Origin of the sequence: Streptomyces sp. NBC_00078 (genome assembly GCF_026343335.1) — a bacterium.
In the GTDB taxonomy this organism is placed as follows: Bacteria; Actinomycetota; Actinomycetes; order Streptomycetales; family Streptomycetaceae; genus Streptomyces.
The window spans coordinates 1-19,109 of sequence record NZ_JAPELX010000003.1 but is presented as its reverse complement, the minus strand read 5'-3'; the positions used below and the strand labels follow the sequence as shown (position 1 = coordinate 19,109).

Below are 19,109 nucleotides of genomic sequence, written 5' to 3'. Positions count from 1 at the left end.
GGCGGCCGGGACGGGCACACAGTGTGTGTGCCTCCTCCGCCCGTCCCTCATATGTCCCCAGCTCACAAAGCATGAGTAACGCGCATAACCGCAGGTAGGCATGAGGAGGCCCCCGGAGCAAGGCGCGAGCTCCGGGGGCCCTGGACCGTGAACGGCCCCCACGGGGGGAGGGGCCGCTCACGGGGTCAACACAAGGCGCGGCCGTCTGCCCGCGCCTCGTCGGCAGTCTTCACGGCGGCACGCAGCGCCGCCGCCCCAAGGTAGCGCTTACCGAACCGAGTTGGGGCACTCAGCCAAGCGGCGTTGTGCGTCCCCAGCTCGCCCCGGGGAACCATGAGGAACGCGCCCCGCCCGAGAGCGCGCACGCCCTGGATCTCCTCGCCGTCGGTCGCGGTGCCGGCGGGCACCAGGACGATGAGCTCCTGGCGGTGATAGTCGGCGATCACCGGGAAACGATCTTCCGGGGTGACGTCGAGAGTGTCGAGAGCGGCAAGGCCGCGCGAGAGCGGCGCGATTGCCACCGCGTCCCACTCCTCGCCGCAGGCGACGAGCTCCTCGGACGACCGACCGGCGTAGCGCAGCCGGTCGACCGTGTCGGCGTCGGGCTCCAGCAAGGGCGCCCACGTACAGGGGGGGATTCCGGACTCGGCCATAAACCGACCGTAAAGCGAGTACAACGGAGGGTAGGCACACAGAGTGTGTGCACTGACTCGTCCGGCCCGGAGCAATCGCCATGGACACACAGCGAATCGGCCGCCGCATCGCCTATTGGCGCGACCGCCGACGCATGACGCAAGCAGACCTCGGCGCCCTGATGGGGAAGTCCCGCCGGTTCGTCCAGTCCCTCGAAAGCGGAGAGCGACAGGCCGACCCGCGCTTGTCCGTGCTGGAGTCCGCCGCCCGCGCCCTGAGTATCCCCGTCACGTCCTTACTCGCCGACGCCCCCGGTACGCAGTGCATTGACGGGGTCGAGCTCGACGCGATCCGTACCGCGCTGCTGCGCCACGACATGCTCACCGGCACCGCCGACGAGTCCGCCGTCGAACCCCTTCCGGTCGAGGTCCTGGAGCGCCGCCTCGTCCACGCCCGCGTGGCCTTCCAAGCGGGACACTTCGCATCCCTCGGCCGCCTCGTCCCCGAGCTCCTGATCGACGCCAACCGGGCCGCCGCCCGCCATACCGGCGAGGCCCAGCTCGGCGCCTTCCGGTACCTCTCCCTGACGCTCGAACTCACCGAGGGTGCGGCGGTGAAGTACGGGGACGTCGATCTCGCCCTCATGTCGGGCCACCGCGCGGTGGCCGCCGCCGAACGTTCACAAGACCCCGTCATCATGGCCTCGGCCGCGCGCCACCTCGCCGACGCCATGACCATGCACGGCCAGACGCACGCCGCCGCAGCGTTCGCCGTGGCCGCCGCCGGCCGCCTCGAAAGCGACCTGCGCGCGCGAGGCGCTGACGGCCTGTCCGTCCTCGGGATGCTCTACCTCAAAGCGGCCATGGCCGAGGCGACGGCCGCGGCTTCCGACGACACCCGCGCCGCCGCCTCCGCCCGCGCCGTGCCCGACCTCCTCGACCAGGCCGACGGGCACGCCGAGGAGCTCGGCGCCGACGGAAACGCGGTGTGGACCGCCTTCGGGCCGACCAACACGAAGTTGTACCGCGTCGCCGCACACGTCCAGCTCTCCGAAGGGGCGGACGCCGTCGCCGTCGCACAGGGCATCCCCAACCCCGCCCGCGCGGCCCTGCCCAAGGAACGCCGCGCCCACCTGTTGGGAGACCTCGCCCGCGGACTGACTCAGGCCGGACAGAGGGAGGAGGCCGTCGACACCCTCCTCGACGCCGAGCGCGAGGCCGAGGAAGAGGTCCGGTGCCGACCGCGCACCCGGGCGCTCGTCGAGGATTTGCGGCTCCTCGGCGCCGGACAGGCCGAGGGACGCTTGCGGGCGCTGGCGGCACGCTGTGGACTGCCCGAGTGACACGAACCCTGTACCTGATCTCATGCGCCGCCCCGCCCGCCCGACGCCTCACCATCCCTATTCGAGCCGCGCAGCGGGACGGGTGGGACGTCTGCCTCATCCTCACCCCGAGCGCGTACCGGTGGGCCACCGAGGACCCCGAGGGCAACCTCGCCGAGCTGCGCGAGCTCACCGGCCACCCGGTGCGCTACGACTACAAGTTGCCCTCGCAGCCTGACGCCCTGCCCGACCCGGACGCCCTCCTCGTTGCCCCCCTGACGAGTAACTCCGTGAACAAGTGGGCGGGCGGAATCTCGGACACGCTCGCCCTCGGCCTCATCACGGAAGGAATCGGCCTCGGCCTGCCCATCGTGGCGCTTCCGCACTGGAACGACGCCCAGGGCAAACACCCCGCCGTCACGCGTAGCGTCGCCGAGCTGCGCGCGGCCGGGGTGACCGTCCTCCTCGACGACGGGCACGAGGAGGCCGCCGGCGGGTTCGTACCCCACCGACCCCGACACGGCGACCTCGACGCCTACCCGTGGGAGACGGCCCTCGCCGCCCTGCCCGCTCACTGACGAGGACCAGCTCCTCGGCCCGCGCCCGGCTCCTCCGAGCCGGGCGCGCGTTGTTGTTCGAGGTTGTCCCGGAAAACCACGCGGCCCCTTGTCGGCACGGTGCGCGAGGATCAAGAGGCACGCCCCGGCCGGGCGTGCGTACGAAAGGGGGAAGCGTGCCGGACCTTCCGGACCTCATCGACAGACTTCCCGGCGGTGTGTTCAGCCTCGGCGGCGGCGGCCTCGTCGGCGCCCTGGTGGTGGTTGCCGTGCTCGCCCAACAAGGCACACCGGCCGACCGCGAGCGGTTCAACCGTCAGATCGAGCAGAGCATCGGCGCCGCCGTGGCGGCCATCGGGCGGTACCTCTCCGGGCGCGAGCTCGTCGGCCCCGCGCGCAGCGAGGCGACGTGGTGGAAGGCGGGCGCCCCGCTCCCGGACGACGAGGCCACCGAGACACCCGTCGAGCAACTCGGGGCGCCGGCGTCTCGCCCGGCAGTGTCGTTCGACAAGCCCAGCCGCGCCCGACGGATCACCCGCGCCGTCACGGCCCCCGTACGGGTCCTGTGCGGCGCTCTCGCGGGACTGTGGCGCGTTCTGGCCGTCTGGCACCGATGGCCGCGCGCCGCGCGTTCAGCGGTCCGCCTGGCCCCCCTCCCGGTGGCGTGGGGGTTCTGGCGATTCCCCGAGGAGACCCAACTCGCCCTAATCGCGCTTGCGTCGGCCGTCTATCTCGCCGCGCTCACCAGTCCGGCCGGACTCGGTTGGTGGCGCGTACGGCCCGTGTGGACAGATGGACAAATCTACGGTCCCGGCGTCTGGGTGGCGGTTCGTCAAGTGCTCCGCATGGAAGACGACGAACCGCGCACCCGGTGGCTCTCCGTACCGGAAAGCGTGAGCGCCGCAGACGCTCGAATCGTGCTGCGAGTACCGGCGAAATGGATGGGCGGCCCCGAGGCCGTCGCCGCAATCGAGCGCGTTATCGACGAGCGGGTACCGGGTGAATGGGTGCCGGAATGGAAGCGCACCGGGCAAGAGCACTACGTCCAGTGGACACCCAAGCCCGCCCCCACGCCGAAACCCAAGCTCCCCGAATACGTCCCGTGGAAGTCGACAGGCGACGCCCGACGGGTGTTCGTCGGCCTGGCTATCGAGGGCGACGTCATCGCGGACGCCATCATTCAGACTCAATCGGCCACCCCGCATTGGGGCGTTGCTGGTGACACCGGTTCCGGTAAGTCGACCGTCCTTTACATTCCAGTTGTCCACGGTCGGCAACACGGCGAACTCGTCGACATCCTCGACACGAAACGCAACTCCTTGCAGGAGGCCGAGGGGTTCTCGGGCGTCCGTATTCACAAGACGACGCGCGAGTGTATCGCCGCGTTCGCCGAATTCCTCACCTCAATGATGGCGGCCGAGGCGGCAACCGAACGAGGCGCCGATCCTGCGCTGAGAAGTCAGCTCGTCCCCCGAACTCTCGTCGTGGACGAGCTCCCGACATTGATCAAGCTCGCTTATACGTGGTGGCGGTACGGGGTAAAGGGGAAGGGGACGCCTCCCTTCCTTGACTGGCTCGGAATCATCCTGCTGCAAGGGCGATCCTCTAATCACCGCGTAGTCGTGGGTACGCAGCAATTCGCTAACTCCTTCTTCGGTGGAACGATGGAGCGCGCGCAGATCGGAACCCGCATCGCAGTAGGGCAACAGGACCGCGTTTCCTGGGGCGTGGCTTTCGGACAGAGCACACCCGTTCTCGGATTCGATACGGATATCAAGGGACGGGGCGCCTACTCGGACAAGCGGAAAGACCCCGACGGCGATTACCTGTACGTCCGCGAAATGCAGCCGAGCTATATTACGCCGGACGTCGGACGCCTCCTCGCGCAGTGCCCGCCCGCGCCTGCATGGTTCGACGCCGGGGAAATGGCCCCGTGGATTACGGCCGAAGTGCTCGACGAGGTCAACGCGACCGCGGCCACCGCCGAGTTCCTGCCCGGAGGCAAGTACGGCCCGGGTGTCCTGCCCGCTGTCGCGTCTCCGGCAGTCAAGGGGATCACGGCTAGTTCTCCCAGCTCACACGGCACGACAGGCCCCCACGCGACACCGGCCACGACAACCGGCACGACAACCGCCGGCGGCGGGACGCCGGACCCCGAGGAGGAGCGCCAGGAGGAGGAGCTCCCCGAGACGTACAGCCTTGCCGACGCCCACGCGCGGGGATTCCTCCCGTGGAAAGCGGCCACCGTTCGGACATATTTCAAGCGAGGCGAGACACGCGGCATCAAGGCCCCCGAGGGAATCACCGACGGGCAGACCTCCTATTACACCGAGGAGGAGCTCGCGGAGTGGCTTTCCGAATGGCGGGAGTGGCAGGAGAAGAACAGTTCCGGGACTCGGAAGGAAGTCCCGGAGCAAGCGAAGGGGGAAGGTGCTTCGCATGTCTGAGAAGGAAAAGGAAGGCGTCTTCCGGCGCGAATACCGCAGCCATGGCGAGGGGGACGTGTCGGATTCGTTGCCCGCCTATGTCAGCGTCGATATGGTCCACGGCTCGATTCGCGTATACAGTGCCGACGAATACGCCCGGACAACTCCCGTACTTGTCGGTTGTTTCTGGCACATGCGTTGGCCTATTCCGCCAATCGGGAACAGTGCAATCAATGCACTAATCGACAGATTGGCGCCTCATGCGGAAAATCTGTTCAAAATGTGCTCCGTGCGGGATGAGCCTCTCGGGGTGATTCTGTACGCGGGTGCTGGAACGTCCGTGGACCTAATCCAACAAGAATGCGCGGACGTGTGGCGTTCGTGGTCGATGGGTTCCGAGAAGCGAGGGTAAACGACCGGCGGCGCCTCGGGACTACCCTCCCGAGGCGCCGCCGGTCTCTCCCTTTGCGCGTGAGGGTGCTAATCCGATAACCGTCTCCGGTGGAACTCCGTAGGCGTTCGACAAGGGGGTGACCCATCGAACCGGGATCTTTTGCCGTCCGGTTTCTACGTCGCAATAGGTCGGCGGACATACTTTCAGGACTGCGGCAATGTCTTTCATCCGCATCCCCGCAGCTATCCGCAACCCGCGCAATGTGACGAACTCGGATTCCTCCGCCTCGACCAACTCCCGGACCGAAACGCCGAAGAACACGCAAAGGGCTTGCAGGCGTTCAGGCAGAGGAAGGCGACCGGTCGTTTCCCAAGTCGAGACCGCTCCCCGGGAACAGCCCAGGACCGCAGCGAGTTGACTTTGCGTCATGCCGCGAAGTCGTCGCAGCTCCCGCAGCCGGTCACGGCGTATGCGCACCCGTCGCGCCCTTCGTCTCGTTGTGCCATTCGGGGCGGCACTCTAGCGCTCCGTGATCACCGCGAGGGCACGCTCGCCAGGGTCGGCCATAAGGAGCGCGGGACCATACGAACTTCTTTGACGCCCCGATCAAGACCGGCATAAGGTCGGTCAACATGCGCCCAATGGGCCCAAGCACGGGGGAGGTTACGGGGAGTGGCATCGTTCGGCACCATCGCCCGGAAGGTCATGGGACTACCGGAGCCAACCGGGCAGAGCAAGGACCAGAAGAAGCCACCCGGGGGAGTGCCCCCGCAGGGTGAGCCGCCGGCGGGGGACCGCCGCTCGAACCCCTGGGAATCGGCAGGGGCCGAGCTCGCCAGGAGGCAGAGCTCGAACCGGACCACGCCCACGGCCGCCATCCCGGCCGCGTCGTCGTCCACCTCGACGGCCCCGACATGGACACCCCAGGACGAACGCTCGGGCGCCGTGTTTCTCCGCCGCCTCGGCCGCGGACTGCTGTGGTTCGTCGTCGTCCTCATGGCCGTGACCGGCGTCCGATCCTGGTTCTTCCCGCCCAAGGCGCAGGCCCCGAAAGCCGAGGCGCCCAAGGCGGCACCGGCGTATCCCGACGCCGAGGCGCAAGCTGTCGCAAGCCGCTTTGCCCGCGCCTACCTCGGGTGGGACGAGGCCAAGAAGGAGGAGCGGGCCGCGCTCCTGGCGTCCGTGCTGCCCGCCAACTCCGATACGGATATGGGTTGGGACGGGAACGGTCGCCAAGACGTCCTGACAGTGCAGCCCGGCGCCGTCACCCCCGGCAAGGACCACCAAGCCCGCGTGCGGGTCGAGGTGCTCATCCGCACCGCCGCCGTCGAGGGTGCCCCGGACAAGGACAAGAAGACGCCGCCGGCCGAGAGCCCCGCTCGTTGGGTCGGCCTCGACGTCCCCGTTGTCCAGACCGCAGGACGCGTGATCGTCACCGGTCCCCCCGGACTCGTCGGCATCCCCACCAGCGGCCCCAAGGCCCCGGAGATCCCCATCACGCAGACGGACACCGAGCTGACCGCCCAGACTCAAGAACCCGTCGCGAAGTTCTTCAAGGCGTACGCCGGGGGAGACACCGAGGCCGTCACCGCACCGGGTGCGAGCGTCCCGCCGCTCCCCGAGGGCGTGATCTATCAGGCCCTCGCCTCCTGGTCCATCGACACGGGGACGGGCGACGACCGCGTTGGTACCGCCCGCGTCTCCTGGACCCTCGGCGGCGCCACCGTCGAACAGGTCTACCGGGTGGAGCTCACGCAGGTGTCGAGCTCGGACGCGCAGCGTTGGCAGGTTGCCGACGTGCGCGGCGGCACCCTCTGACTGTCCGTATGTCCCCAGCTCACAAACTATGAGCGCCCGTCATGACCCCAGGTCACGACGTCAATTCACACCAAGGGGGAACCCGTGCACCACACCGTCCAACTCGCCGCACTCACCACCGGATCGGAGCTCCGGGACTGGATCTTGATTGTGGTCGGGAACCTCTTCGGGGCGTTCCTCGCGATCCGGGCACTCGGCCACTTCCTGAAAAAGGAGTGGGGGGAGATGGTCACGCTCTTTGTGGCCGCCGTGTTCGTCGGCGCCGTCGTCTGGGCCCCCGACCTCGTGAAGGGCGTCCTTACAGGCGTATGGGGCAAGGTCTCGGGGTCGGCCTGATGCGCGTCGGGCACACGTACACCCGCAGTTTCGAGCTGGAGACCAAGCAACACGAACTCCTCGGGATCGACCTCGGGGAAGGTGCGCCGCGCCGCGCTCTCGTCCTTGGCCTCGTTCTCTACGGCATGTGGACCGGCGCTCTCCTGCTCCTGTTCGGCTTCCCCACCAAGATCACATTTACGGCGTACTTCCTGCCGCCGCTGATCATCGCGATCTATGGCACGCAGAAGTCCCGCACGGTCGAGCGCCGGTGGAACATCACCCGGTGGTCGATCGGCATTCGCTATCTCGTCCTCGGACACCGCCCCGTCATCTGCGGAGGGCGCCGGGCCGCCACCCGTAGCGAGTGGATCGGCCGCCGCGCCCGGTGGGCCGGAAAAGTCGAGCTCCTCGCCGAGTCGCCCCTCGGCCCGCTCGTCGAGCGGTGGCTCGGCGCCGAGGAGTCCGTCCCGGCCGGGGCCGGCGGGCCCGTCCGGCTCGCCGCCCGCCCGCGTCTGTACGGCCCCGACGCCGTGGCGAAGGCGTACGGCCGCAAGGCAATCCAGCACCACCAGGAGGACAAGTGAAGGTTCTACAGAAGGTAGGAACGTTCCTCGGCGTGGGCGGGGACCGGTCGGCCGCCGCGCCGCAGTACGTGGGCCTCGCGGACGGCCTGATCATCACGGACACCCACACAGAGGCTTGGTACGTCCTCGCCTCCTCGAACACCGACCTGATGAGCGAGACGGCCCGGGACGGCGAGCTCGACGCCGCGAACTCCGCCCTTGCCCGCACTCTCGCGGGGCATGACTGCCACCTCCGCGTTCTCTGGTCCCCGTTGCACGCCGAGGACTACGCGGCCGAGGCCGCCGGCGGCATGTTCACGTCCGGAGCATGGGACGAGTGGGCCGAGCTCCGTGTCCGCCGCCTCGAACAGATCGGCCTGCCGAGTCGTCACCTCCTCCTCGGCGTACGGCTCACCGAGCGAACCGGGCAGGCCCAGAAGATCAGCCGCCGAGGCGTTCAAGAGGGACTCGGCCTCTCCTCGTCGAGCATCAGCACCCGCGAGCTCGCCAAGCTCGACGCCCAGATGCGCCGCCTCGGCAGGAGGCTGGAGTCCTCCCCGTGGAAGGCCCAGCCCGCGGCCGTCGAGATGCTCGCATGGATGATCAGCCGCGAGCAGCACCGCACCGCACCGCTTCCCGCACCGAGCGCGGCCGGTGTCATCAGCGGTGCCAAACTCGCCGCCCTCACCCGGGGCCGCATCCTCCCGCACCCCGACCACCTCCGGGTGGTCGACGCCCACGGCAAGGTGTCGGCGTGGGTCTCGGTGCTGTCCATGACGGGCTTTCCCGAGCAGATGGAGAGCCCCGGAAACGGCGAGTGGCTACGGGTGTTGAGCGAGATCAACTATGTGCCGGACGTCGACGAGGAACAGCTCGACGAGGACGTCGACCCGGCCGCCCTGATACTCCCGGTGTCCCCCGAGGCATCCGTCCGGTTCCGCGTCATGCCCAAGCGGGACGCCCTCAAGAAGGTGGACCAGGCCCGCCGCCTCGCCAAGGAACAGCGCCGCAGCGCCGCCCGCCAGTCCGCCGAGGACCCCGGCCGGGACATCGAGGAGACAGAGGAGGTCATGGCCGAGCTCACCCGCGACATGCGGCGTGAGGACGTGACCCTCGTCGAGGATCACCCGCGCCTCGTCATCACGAGCACGATCTCGCTCGATGACCTGCGGTCCCAGGTGGACGCGGTGATCACGCACTATGGCGGCCTCGGTATCGAGGTCTCGGTCGGCGAGGAGGAGCAACGCGAACTGTGGATCGAGTCGCAGCCCGGCGACCAAATCCGCGTGCCCGACCTCGGCCACGTCCGCGACGTCACCGCCCTGTCCGGCTCCTGGTGGTGGGGCGGCGCCAAGGTCGGGGACGACAACGGCCCCATCGTCGGGTACCTCACCGGCAGCACACCCGGCGTGTTCAGGAACGACGTCACCGCCGGCAGCGACAGGGGAGACGCGACGACGACGGCGTACGTCGGGCGGTCCGGCCGGGGCAAGACCACGGCAATGATGTTGAGCATGTTGGACGCCGGATTCCGCGGCGCCTACTGCTTGGCGCTGGACTTCAAGGGCGACCTTGGGGGAGTGGTGACGGCCGCGCGACGGTACGGCCTCGACGCCCACCTCGTCGAGACCGGCCCGGCGTTCGCCGGCGTCTGCGACCTCTTCACTCTGCTGACCGCCGAGGGCACCGACGCGGCACGCGGCGAGGTCCCCGCACAACTCAGCATCGCCGCCCCCGAACACCTGCGGGAACGCGGCGCCGAGACCCCGATCACCCGTGCCACGAACGAGGTGATCAAGGCAGGCAACCCGGCCACCTGGAAGGTGATCGAGTACCTGCGACAGATGGACGACCCGCTCGCCCGCGAGACCGGCGAGGCCCTGTGGGAGCTCTCGCAAAACGCCCTCGGCGCCCCGTTCATGGGCCGCCCGACCGGTGACGCCCCGCCGCTCGCACCCAAGGCCGGAATCTGGGTTGTGCAGATGCCGGGCCTCTCCCTCCCCGGGGCCGAGAGCACCCGCAAGGAGTGGAACCCCATGCAGCGGTTGAGCGTGGCACTCATGCACTCGATGTTGGCGTACGGCGTCACCACCGCAGGCCGCCGCGACCTGCGCGGGCTGCGAAAGGCCGTGTGTGTGCCGGAAGTTCACGTTCTCACCGCGACGCGTGAGGGCTCGAACTTCCTCCAGTACATCGCGCGAGTGGGCCGGGCCTTGGCGACGTCGCTACTCCTGGACACGCAGGACCCGGAGAGCCTCGTCAAGCTCGTTGGTGTCATCGAGCAGTTGACCACCGTCGCGGGATTCCAGTTGACCACCAGGGACCAACAAGACGCGCTCGCCGAGCTCCTCGGCCTGCCCAAGGATCAGCACACCCGGGCCCTGATTCAGTCCGTCGGCCTCCTGCCGGACGGCGAGATCAGGCACGGCCATTCGATCATCAGGGACCGGCGTTTCAGTTGCGCCACCGTTCAGTGGGACGTCCCCTCGCTGGAACTCCTCGACCTCCTCGACACCTCCCCCAAGGCGGCCCAGAACCAGGCCGACGGCACCGTGACCATGGAAAAGGCGGGCGTATGAAGCGGTCGACAACGATCTCGACGGCGGCCCTGGTGCTCGCCGCCGGCCTCCTGGCGAGCGGGTGCTCCTCGGGCAAGGACGGCAAGGCCGAGGACAAGCAGGAGGACCCGACGGCCGCCGTCCTCAAGGTGGCCCGCTCGTACCAGGAGGCCGACAACCGCGAGGACTGGGCCGCCGCCTGCGGGATGAGTTCCAAGCGGCTGCGCGGCGGCACCGTCGAGGAGTGCACGGCCAAGCACACCCCGCCCTCGCCGACACCGACCGACGAGGCGTCGAGCAGTCCCTCGCCGTCGTTCGAGCCGCCGACCTATGCCGACGGCTCGACGCCGCAGCCGAGGGCGTCGAGGACGTCGAGCGGTCCCGAACGAGCGGACACCGGGGCCGTGTCCGCCAGTGACGTTGTCGAGGTCGCCGCCGTCGAGGACCACCCGGCCGGGTACGGCGTCCTCGTCACCTACACCTACCAGTGGCCCGACAAGGACCCGGAGACCACCCGCCGCGCGCTGCGCCTGGTGGACGAGGGCGGGTCCTGGGTCGTCGATCAGCACGAGGACGTACAAGACGGCGACATGGGGCACGGTTCGCCGGTCCGTGCCGCCCTGTCCGGGGGGTAACAGTGCTCGTCCAATCCATGCCGCGTATGCGAACCGTGGCAATCCCAGTTCTGTTCGCATTCACCACGTTGATGGTTTTCGCCGGTCACGCACAGGCCGCCGATATCGACCCCACGGGCATCGGTGACCTGATGCCCTCGCCGGACAGCAAGGTTCCCGCAGGGCAGGGAACCATGTACGAGACGTACAGCAATCCGAGTCTCTGGATGCTCGACTCGGATTTCGGTAAGTGGGACGTCCTCGACCCCATGGCCGAATTCGTCGCGGATTTCTGCATGGCGCTGATCACGGTACTCGGAACCGCGTGCATCGTGATCGTCCAGTGGATTTTTCAGCTCACGTCGATTCCGCCGCTCGAAAAGGCCATTACGGACAGCATCGGCGGAGCCGCCAAGGGGCTTACGGCAACACTCCTGCCGTCCGCTCTCGCGGTCGGCGGATTCGTCGCATTCATGCAGCACAAGAAAGGCGGCGGGGGCGGGGGCCTTTCGCAAATCGCATGGGTGCTGATCTCCGGTGTCTTCTCGATCTCGCTCCTGACCAGCCCTCAGACCTGGGTCGGCGGGGTGGACTCCGCCCGGCAAGTCGGCGCGAGTATCACCATGAACGCCACATCGGCCGGTCTCGGCGACGGATCGGGAGACTTCCCGTTCGAGCTCGGCCACGAACCCAAATTCACCGGCAACGGCCGGGACGACATGCTCCGAAAGTCGTCCGATGCCGTGTGGCGCTCGTACGTCGCGACCCCGTGGTGTGTCGCAGAATTCGGAAGTTTCGAGGTCTGTGAGAAGTACGGAAAGCAACTCCTCGACCAGGGAACCAGCAAAGACAAGCGCAAGGAATGGCTACAGGACGAGGTCGACAAAGACGCCGTCGGCGGGGACTCGGTGACATGGCGTCAAGGGCATAGCCCGGTCGGCCGAATCATGGTCACCGTCCCGGCGCTCATCAGCGTGATTCTGTTCGCGGCCCTTATTCTCATGCTCGCCTTTACCTCCCTGGCAAGCCTGTTGGGCGCCCTCATGCTCCTATTGACCGGCGTCATCTTCGCTTGCCTCTGGGTAATCCCCGGGCGTCCCCGGCAATGGGGACTCGCATGGTTCGATCAGCTCCTCGCCCGCACCCTCGAATCACTCATCGCGACCATGACCCTCGGGGCGGTCCTCTCTCTACAGGCCGCCACCACGCAGATGTTCGGCGAGTACGGGTGGCTCCCCACCAGCGGCCTGAGCATCGCCGCGGCCATCGTCGCAATGAAGTTCCGCGACGTCCTCGCGCAAATCTTCGGCGTCCGCGGTGCCACCTCCGGCGGCATGGTCGCCGGACTCCTCGCCGCCAAGATGCTCAACCGAGGCGGCGGAGGGAACCGCCGGCGCGACAACGGCCAGCACAACCAACCCGTTCGCACGCGCGGCGGCCGACCCGGGTCTCGGCCTGGTGGCGGCGGTGGCGGCGGCGGCGGTGGCGGCGGTGCGCCCGCCCTCCCGCCCGGCGGCGGCGGCCTGGCGGACGACTACGGCGTGACCGTGACCCGCGTCCCGCAGCAACGGCCCCCGGCTCCCCGGCCGCTCCCGGTCACGGCCGGTGCCGGCGCCGGTCCCGCCCTTCCGCCCGGTGGTGGTGGTGCCGGCCGCGCCGACGCCCCCGTGATCACACTCGACCGCGACCGACCCGACGTCACCGGGAAGGCCCGCGCCACCCTGCCCCCGCAGCCGACCCGGCCGCGCCCGGCCCTTCCGCCGAGCAAGGACGGAGCCGCCGCGCCCGCAGGAGCGCGACCGGCCATCGCCCCGCCGCCAAGCTCGGTGATGCGCCCGGAGACCGGCGCCGCGCCCAACTACGCGTTCCGGCAGGCGCCCCCGGCCGCCACCCCCGGCCGACCCGATCCCAAGATCATTCAGGGGACCGTCATCCGCAGCACGCCGAACGGGCCGCCGCCGCGCCGCCCCGCCACCACCGCACCGCCGCCCAAGGCCGCCGCGCCCGCTCGCCGTACGGAGACGAGCCGCGTTCCGGCACCGAGGCCCAACAACACCGGCAAGGGGTGAGCCGCCATGCCCAAGAAGGATGACGAGCGCACACCGCAGGAGTGGCGCGAGTTCCTCGCCACGGCCCGTTACCCCGAGGAGGTCACCACCGGCCGCCGCCGAGGCCGCCGGCAGAAGAAGCGCGAGCACCGGGAAGCGGTACGGCGCAACACCCGCGAGTGGGTGCGCGAGGAGCGCCGCCGCGATCCGATCCGGCCCGCCGGGGCGGTGCTCATCCTCGCCGTGATCCTGGGTCTCGGTGTGGGCGCCCGGTGGCTGTGGCCCGGCCTCCTCGGCGCCGAGCGGGACGGGGCCGCCCAAGTCACCTCCTCGGCGAGCGCGACGCCCGGCGCGCAGGACGACAAGCCCGCCCCGGCGAGCTCGGTCTCCTCGTCGCCGTCGAGCTCCCCCTCGTCCTCGGCGCCGGCGGTCGATCTCAGCGACCCCGAGACCGTCGCGGAGAAGGCCGTCCGGCTCTACCTCACCCGCAACCCGCCCCAGGACGAGGAGCACACCGCGCCCGTTCTGCGGGCGGCGCCGTACATGGCGCCGTCCCTCGTCGAGAACCTGACCAGTCACAGTGACCCGGCCTGGGACAAGCTCGTCAGCAGGGGCGGAGTCTCCTCGGTCTCCTCGGTCAAAGTCGCGCCGGCGAAGGACGACCTTCCCGCGGACTCCCCGATCCGGGTATGGCGCGAGACCACGGCGAAAGTCGACGTCGAGGGATACACCAACTACAGCGAAACCGTGGTGTATCAGGTCGAGTTGACCAACTCCAGCGGCGACGGGTGGCACATCTCCCGAATCCTGGGGCTGTAGTGGAAGCACGCGACGCGGCCCGCGCCGCGGCCAACCTCGGGGGGACCGCGCTCAAGCTCAAGGCCGCGGGCGTGGCCGCCATCGTCTTTATCGTCTTCCTCCTGGTCCTCGGCATCGTCGGTGCCGGGGCCGGCGGGAAGGCGTTCGCCGACTCCTGCGGCGAGCGAGGACAACCCGGCGTCGACCTCGACGACGGCGAGGGCACCGCACAGGCGCCCGGCGGCCAGATCCGCAAAGACCAGATAGCGAACGCCAAGATCATTGACGGCGTTGCCGAGGAGGCCGGTCTCCCCGGTCGAGCAACCCTCATTGCGCTGATGACCGCGCTACAGGAGTCGACGCTCCTCAACTTGGATCATGGCCATTTGGACAGCATCGGCCTTTTCCAGCAGCGGCCTTCCTCGGGGTGGGGAACCAAGGCGGACATCATGAAGCCCAAGTACGCCGCCCGGATGTTCTTCCTGGGGGACGACGACGGCTCTCCGCGCGGCCTCACCGACATAAAGGGGTGGTCGACGATGGACCTCGGCAAGGCCGCCCAAGCAGTGCAGGCTTCCGCGCACCCTGACCTGTACGCCGGGCACGAGGACGCCGCCCGGCAGATCGCCGAGGAGGCAGGGCTCGACCTCAACCGCGCGGGAGACGCCGGCACCGGCAACGAGGACCAGGGCGACGACGCCAGCAACGGAGACGAGGACCAGGGCCCGGCCACCGAGGGCGAGTGCTACCCGGAGGGGAACGGCGGCAAGCCGGGCAAGCCCGGAGCCCCCTTCCACGACGGGGATGCACCGTGGCCCGCCGCCGTAAAGAACCCGCGCAGCACCGAGGACGCCATCGCCTGGGCCAAGTCGCAGTCCGGCATCGGAAGTAGCGCCCTGTGGTACCGCGCCTGTCTGGCGTTCACCGCGAAGGTCTACGGCTGGAATTTCTCCGGAGTTCAGTACGCCATCGACCATTACAAAGAAATGCCCGCCAGCATGAAACACGACAAGGACCGGAACCCACCGCCGGGCGCCTTGATGTACTGGGACACCGGGCAACGCGCTGGACACGTCGCCGTATACCTCGGAGACGGAAAAATCGCTAGCAACGACATTCGACGTCCGGGATATATTGACGTAGTCCCCGCAACGGATATCGAAACGAAATGGGGCGCCACCTACCTTGGATGGGCACCGCCTTATTTCCCCAAGGGTGGATAGGCGGAGAAAGAAGAACCATGAACCTTGACCAGATTCCCGCATCGCCGATCTACACAATCATCATCAGCTCAAACGGGGTCGCGTCCATCGACGGCCAGGAGGTCACCGAGCCCGGCCTCACCCCCGACGAGGCCCGCGTCGAGGCGCTCGCCGAGGTCCGGATCAAGGCCGCGTACGTCGGCCGTCCCGTCCGCGTCATCGCCAAGGACACCAGCGGCACCGAGTGGCCCCTCGTGGTGGACGCAGACGGCACCGTCACGACCCTTGACCACCAACACCCGACGCCCCCGGCGCCGCCCGCACAGGCGGCCCCGGAGCCGCCCAGCGCCCCGCCGGCGGATGACGGATTCAGCCTCACGGTAGAGGCCCCCAACTGGGCCCCGCCGTCGCCGTACGCCCAGCAGCCGGACGGCACCCCCGCGGGCTTCACCGACCCGGTGCCGCTCCCGCCCCTGGCGGCACCGGCCCCGCGCATGTCGAGCGAATGGGCCGCGCCCCTGCCCGCGCCCTTTCAGACCCTCTTCCGGGCCCTCGTCGCCCAGGAAAAGGGCGGCGCCCTCGTCGAGGCCATCATCGCCGCGGACCAACTGGAGAACGCCCTCGCCCAGCAGTACGGCCCCCACCACCCGTACACGGTCAACGTCATGACCACCCGCGCAGCGTTCACGCTGCGCACCGCCACGACGGAGTGGGCCGAGGTGACCGAGCTCCTCATCCAGACGGCGCAGCGCCGCCAGGAGGCCAAGGCGCAGCCCGAGGAAGACACCCACAAGATGATCAGGAACGCTCACGCAGCATGGCGAAAGCTCACGGCCGAGGACCCCGAATACGCCCGCGAACTCGCCGATCAGTTGATGGGCCTCCTCGGCGACGACAACAGGCGAGCACGAGACGTCGTCCGCTGGATCGAGGGCGGCGCAGCGGCGTAACAGCGATACGGAGAATCCCCCTTCCGGCACTGCCGGGAGGGGGATTCGTGCTTTCCGGGCGCAGCGAGGCGCAGCAAGGCGCAGCGAAAGGGAGTTGAGGGGCCCTCACGGGCCTTTCTTCCGGGGCGTGGCCCAGGGTGCCACACGGCACGCCGCGCGCCGCCCTGCGGGCCCTGGCGGGCCCTCCGGGCGAATTGCCGGGCGCCTTCGGCGCGTTCACCGGCAATTCGGTCCGCTTCGCGGACCGCCCTTTTGCCTGCGCCTGCGGCGCGCACCGGCAAAAGGGTTTTTGGCCCTGCGCCTACGGCGCGCACCGGGCCAAAAAGCACACGCCGAGCCGTGCGGCCTCCTGGGCAACGCCCCGGAAGCACGCAACGAAAGGCACCTTCCGTGAACGCAACGAGCACGTCGTCCATGACCACCGAGGACACCAAGCCGCGGTACCAGCTCGGCGACGCCGACCAGGAATGCCGCTATCCCGTCCTCATCGACGGGCAGCGCATCGGCCTGATTTTCAGGTGGCACGGCGCATGGTTCGCCGTCCCCGCCGGACAGACCGATGAAATCCGAGTCGCCGCCGGAAGCATCGGCAGCGAGGCCGCCGCGCGCCACCTCGTCGAGGAATTCGACGCCGGGCGCCTCACCCCGCAACAGGAAGGCGAGGACGAACTCGCGCAGCCTCGCGGACTGTTCGGCCCGGTGCCGCTCCTGCATCCGCGTATGCCCGCCACCGCACGGAACACCGAGGGTGCCCGCGTGGCTATGGCCGGACTGGCGGAATACCTCTGGACACCGATGGGCGGATACCCCGGGGCGGATAACCCGTGGTTCATGGTGTGCGGCCTCTGCGATTGGCAGGGCCCCCGCTACTGGTCCCACTTGCGCGGAAGGAACAACAACCCGCCGTCGCCGTTCCGGCACCCCGGATGCATTGACGCCGCCGAAGTGCGCGCCCGGATTGCTGCCTATCAGAAGTAGCCCGGCGTAAGCGAAACACGAATCCCCCTTCCAGCACTACCGGGAGGGGGATTCGTGCCCCGGGGCGCAGCAAGGGCGCAGCAAGGCGCAGCGAAAGGGAGTTGAGGGGCCCTCACGGGCCTTTCTTCCGGGGCGTGGCCCAGGGTGCCACACGGCACGCCGCGCGCCGCCCTGCGGGCCCTGGCGGGCCCTCCGGGCGAATTGCCGGGCGCCTTCGGCGCGTTCACCGGCAATTCGGTCCGCTTCGCGGACCGCCCTTTTGCCTGCGCCTGCGGCGCGCACCGGCAAAAGGGTTTTTGGCCCTGCGCCTACGGCGCGCACCGGGCCAAAAAGCACACGCCGAGCCGTGCGGCCTCCTGGGCAACGCCCCGGAAGCACACGACGAAAGGCACCTTCCGTGACCCCGATTAACTGCCAGCAGTGCGGCGGACTGACACAGTTCCGCATTCAGCCGGACGGCCTGTTCAAGTGCCACGAATGCGGCGACCTCCTCGACCGGCGCGACATTGACCTCGACGGTTCCGAGGTCTGGGCGGTCGACGCCGAGGGAATGCTCGGCTACGTCACCGACCCCGCCGTATCCCTCGCGGAAATGGCCGAGGCCGTCGAGGAATACCTCGACTCTCCGGACAGCACATATGGTCAACTCGCATCCCTCGAAAAGCACCGCTCGGCCTTGATTGCTTTCCTCGACGCAAGGGCCGTCGGAATCAAGGCACCGGCCGCCTATACCTCAACTCAGGTATATGACGCCGTGAACGAGGGCGCCGACGTCGTAAACGACTATCTCGACCTCGGCGAGCCGGAATCAGATGCAATCAACCTCGCGGTTAACGCGGCGATTGCCTGCCTCGAAAAGCCGGGAACCTCGTTCGAGGAAATGGTCGAAAACAGCTACAGCGTCGACACCCCCGACGAAATCCGTTCGTGGTGGGGGTGGGGCAAGTGAGTATCTACGACGACGGCCCGGCCGAGGCCAACAGGACCCGCGCAAGCTGGGCTGTAACCGCCCTTGAGGCGTTCGGCAGGCAGACCGGCCAGAACTACACCGACGGCACTCTGAACGTCGACGAGGAGGCTCTCAGGGAGGTTTCCGGGGACCTCCTCGCGAACCTCTTCCACCTTGCTCGGATCAACGGCGTGGACCCGGAAGAGATCACCCGCGCCGGATACCTCCACTACGAGGAGGAGGTCGCAGAGGAGGAAAACGAGTAACAACTAGGTAAAGAACCAAAGGGCGGCGAGTCTCTCGCCGCCCTTTGCTGTGCCCCAAAATGCGCGGCCAATCGACAGCCCTTCGGGCTGGTCCGCCCTTTAAGTGGCCTTCGGCCACGGGCGGACGTGACCCCGCTTCGCGGGCCCATAGGGGAAACCCGCCCCCTTAAATGGCCTTCGGCCATGGGGCGGAAAAGACTCTGCCCTATCGGGCAGCCGCTAGCGCGGCGGACCCCCTTAAAGGCGCTTCGCGCCTGGGGTCCACCCCTACGGGGTAATAGGAATACGGCCTACGGCCGCCAAAATAAAAGAGGTTCCGCGCGCACGATAAAGCAGTTAGGGTAATTCCATAAAGCCCAGAAAGGCCATTCAATAAGGAGGCGACCACCCCCCTTGATAAAGAAAGCCGGATGATGTATGTTGGGCACATAAAAGAAAAGGGAAAGGAGAAAAGCGGTTGAACCGATACCACGTTCGAGCGGAAACGGAACCGACCAGCTCGACCCCTGCCCTCGTAGCCAGCCAAGCCGCGAAGCGGCTAGGTTTGGCCGCGAAGCGGCAAAACCCCAGGTCAGAGGCCGTGAAACGGCCCCAGCACCAACCGCCGGCACTCGCGAAGCGAGTGTCAGGCTCCGCGAAGCGGAGCCCGGGACGGCGTGAAACGCCGTCAGGTGATCGGCGAAGCCGATCACTGGGCATAGGATGCGAAGCATCCT

At 68.5% G+C, this 19,109-nt stretch carries 18 protein-coding genes; 16 read left to right on the top strand and 2 right to left on the bottom strand.

Annotated features, from left to right (window positions below):
* Positions 1–185: 185 nt before the first annotated feature.
* Positions 186–653: a hypothetical protein gene (locus tag OOK07_RS42725; RefSeq protein WP_266802644.1), complete on the bottom strand. Its 468-nt coding sequence runs from the start codon at positions 651–653 to the stop codon at positions 186–188.
* Positions 654–733: 80 nt separating this feature from the next.
* Here OOK07_RS42725 and OOK07_RS42720 point away from each other — a divergent pair, with 80 nt between their 5' ends.
* The 4 genes from OOK07_RS42720 to OOK07_RS42705 all read left to right on the top strand — a co-directional run bounded on the left by OOK07_RS42720 (position 734) and on the right by OOK07_RS42705 (position 5,349).
* A complete protein-coding gene (locus OOK07_RS42720) occupies positions 734–1,975 on the top strand; it encodes a helix-turn-helix domain-containing protein (protein WP_266802642.1) in 1,242 nt (413 codons plus the stop codon).
* Complete coding sequence (locus OOK07_RS42715) at positions 1,972–2,532, top strand: flavoprotein (RefSeq protein WP_266802640.1); 561 nt, start codon at positions 1,972–1,974, stop codon at positions 2,530–2,532. The genes OOK07_RS42720 and OOK07_RS42715 overlap by 4 nt, the downstream gene beginning before the upstream one ends.
* Before the next feature lie 155 nt (positions 2,533–2,687).
* Entirely contained in the window at positions 2,688–4,958 is a 2,271-nt protein-coding gene (locus OOK07_RS42710; RefSeq protein ID WP_266802638.1) for a type IV secretory system conjugative DNA transfer family protein, read from the top strand.
* Positions 4,951–5,349: a hypothetical protein gene (locus OOK07_RS42705; RefSeq protein ID WP_266802636.1), complete on the top strand. Its 399-nt coding sequence runs from the start codon at positions 4,951–4,953 to the stop codon at positions 5,347–5,349. The genes OOK07_RS42710 and OOK07_RS42705 overlap by 8 nt, the downstream gene beginning before the upstream one ends.
* Positions 5,350–5,370: 21 nt before the next feature.
* Here the strand turns inward: OOK07_RS42705 and OOK07_RS43545 are convergent, their stop codons facing one another.
* Positions 5,371–5,808 carry a helix-turn-helix domain-containing protein gene (locus OOK07_RS43545; protein WP_353963551.1) on the bottom strand — a complete coding sequence of 146 codons (438 nt, stop codon included), beginning with the start codon at positions 5,806–5,808 and terminating at the stop codon, positions 5,371–5,373.
* 228 nt (positions 5,809–6,036) lie between these two features.
* On the opposite strand from OOK07_RS43545, the gene OOK07_RS42700 reads away from it, so the two are divergent.
* From OOK07_RS42700 to OOK07_RS42645, 12 genes are all read left to right on the top strand, one after another.
* The gene (locus tag OOK07_RS42700) at positions 6,037–7,149 is read left to right on the top strand and encodes a conjugal transfer protein (protein ID WP_266802634.1); all 1,113 of its coding nucleotides are present in this window, start codon (positions 6,037–6,039) and stop codon (positions 7,147–7,149) included.
* Positions 7,150–7,233: 84 nt separating this feature from the next.
* Entirely contained in the window at positions 7,234–7,485 is a 252-nt protein-coding gene (locus tag OOK07_RS42695) for a hypothetical protein (RefSeq protein ID WP_266802632.1), read from the top strand.
* Positions 7,485–8,051, top strand: coding sequence for a hypothetical protein (locus OOK07_RS42690; protein WP_266802630.1), 567 nt, complete (start codon positions 7,485–7,487; stop codon positions 8,049–8,051). The genes OOK07_RS42695 and OOK07_RS42690 overlap by 1 nt, the downstream gene beginning before the upstream one ends.
* On the top strand, positions 8,048–10,609 hold the full coding sequence (locus OOK07_RS42685; protein ID WP_266802628.1) for an ATP-binding protein: 2,562 nt from the start codon (positions 8,048–8,050) through the stop codon (positions 10,607–10,609). Before OOK07_RS42690 ends, OOK07_RS42685 begins: the two co-directional genes overlap by 4 nt.
* The gene (locus OOK07_RS42680) at positions 10,606–11,223 is read left to right on the top strand and encodes a hypothetical protein (protein ID WP_266802626.1); all 618 of its coding nucleotides are present in this window, start codon (positions 10,606–10,608) and stop codon (positions 11,221–11,223) included. The genes OOK07_RS42685 and OOK07_RS42680 overlap by 4 nt, the downstream gene beginning before the upstream one ends.
* 26 nt (positions 11,224–11,249) lie before the next feature.
* Positions 11,250–13,271 (top strand): hypothetical protein, encoded by a 2,022-nt coding sequence (locus tag OOK07_RS42675; RefSeq protein ID WP_266802624.1) that lies wholly within the window; start codon positions 11,250–11,252, stop codon positions 13,269–13,271.
* Positions 13,272–13,277: 6 nt separating this feature from the next.
* Complete coding sequence (locus OOK07_RS42670; RefSeq protein ID WP_266802622.1) at positions 13,278–14,069, top strand: hypothetical protein; 792 nt, start codon at positions 13,278–13,280, stop codon at positions 14,067–14,069.
* The gene (locus OOK07_RS42665) at positions 14,069–15,271 is read left to right on the top strand and encodes a C40 family peptidase (RefSeq protein ID WP_266802620.1); all 1,203 of its coding nucleotides are present in this window, start codon (positions 14,069–14,071) and stop codon (positions 15,269–15,271) included. The genes OOK07_RS42670 and OOK07_RS42665 overlap by 1 nt, the downstream gene beginning before the upstream one ends.
* Before the next feature lie 17 nt (positions 15,272–15,288).
* A complete protein-coding gene (locus OOK07_RS42660) occupies positions 15,289–16,200 on the top strand; it encodes a hypothetical protein (RefSeq protein ID WP_266802618.1) in 912 nt (303 codons plus the stop codon).
* 414 nt (positions 16,201–16,614) lie between these two features.
* A complete protein-coding gene (locus tag OOK07_RS42655) occupies positions 16,615–17,178 on the top strand; it encodes a hypothetical protein (RefSeq protein ID WP_266802616.1) in 564 nt (187 codons plus the stop codon).
* Between the two features lie 397 nt (positions 17,179–17,575).
* On the top strand, positions 17,576–18,127 hold the full coding sequence (locus tag OOK07_RS42650) for a hypothetical protein (protein ID WP_266802614.1): 552 nt from the start codon (positions 17,576–17,578) through the stop codon (positions 18,125–18,127).
* Complete coding sequence (locus OOK07_RS42645) at positions 18,124–18,393, top strand: hypothetical protein (RefSeq protein WP_266802612.1); 270 nt, start codon at positions 18,124–18,126, stop codon at positions 18,391–18,393. Before OOK07_RS42650 ends, OOK07_RS42645 begins: the two co-directional genes overlap by 4 nt.
* Positions 18,394–19,109: the final 716 nt, after the last annotated feature.

What these genes read in the sequence shown, in the direction of transcription:
- OOK07_RS42670 (WP_266802622.1), top strand. Translation starts at nt 13,278, where the DNA reads ATGCCCAAGAAGGATGACGAGCGCACACCGCAGGAGTGGCGCGAGTTC.
- OOK07_RS42720 (WP_266802642.1), top strand. Translation starts at nt 734, where the DNA reads ATGGACACACAGCGAATCGGCCGCCGCATCGCCTATTGGCGCGACCGC.
- OOK07_RS42705 (WP_266802636.1), top strand. Translation starts at nt 4,951, where the DNA reads ATGTCTGAGAAGGAAAAGGAAGGCGTCTTCCGGCGCGAATACCGCAGC.
- OOK07_RS42680 (WP_266802626.1), top strand. Translation starts at nt 10,606, where the DNA reads ATGAAGCGGTCGACAACGATCTCGACGGCGGCCCTGGTGCTCGCCGCC.
- OOK07_RS42660 (WP_266802618.1), top strand. Translation starts at nt 15,289, where the DNA reads ATGAACCTTGACCAGATTCCCGCATCGCCGATCTACACAATCATCATC.
- OOK07_RS42725 (WP_266802644.1), bottom strand. Translation starts at nt 653, where the DNA reads ATGGCCGAGTCCGGAATCCCCCCCTGTACGTGGGCGCCCTTGCTGGAG.
- OOK07_RS42655 (WP_266802616.1), top strand. Translation starts at nt 16,615, where the DNA reads ATGACCACCGAGGACACCAAGCCGCGGTACCAGCTCGGCGACGCCGAC.
- OOK07_RS42675 (WP_266802624.1), top strand. Translation starts at nt 11,250, where the DNA reads ATGCGAACCGTGGCAATCCCAGTTCTGTTCGCATTCACCACGTTGATG.
- OOK07_RS42690 (WP_266802630.1), top strand. Translation starts at nt 7,485, where the DNA reads ATGCGCGTCGGGCACACGTACACCCGCAGTTTCGAGCTGGAGACCAAG.
- OOK07_RS42700 (WP_266802634.1), top strand. Translation starts at nt 6,037, where the DNA reads ATGGGACTACCGGAGCCAACCGGGCAGAGCAAGGACCAGAAGAAGCCA.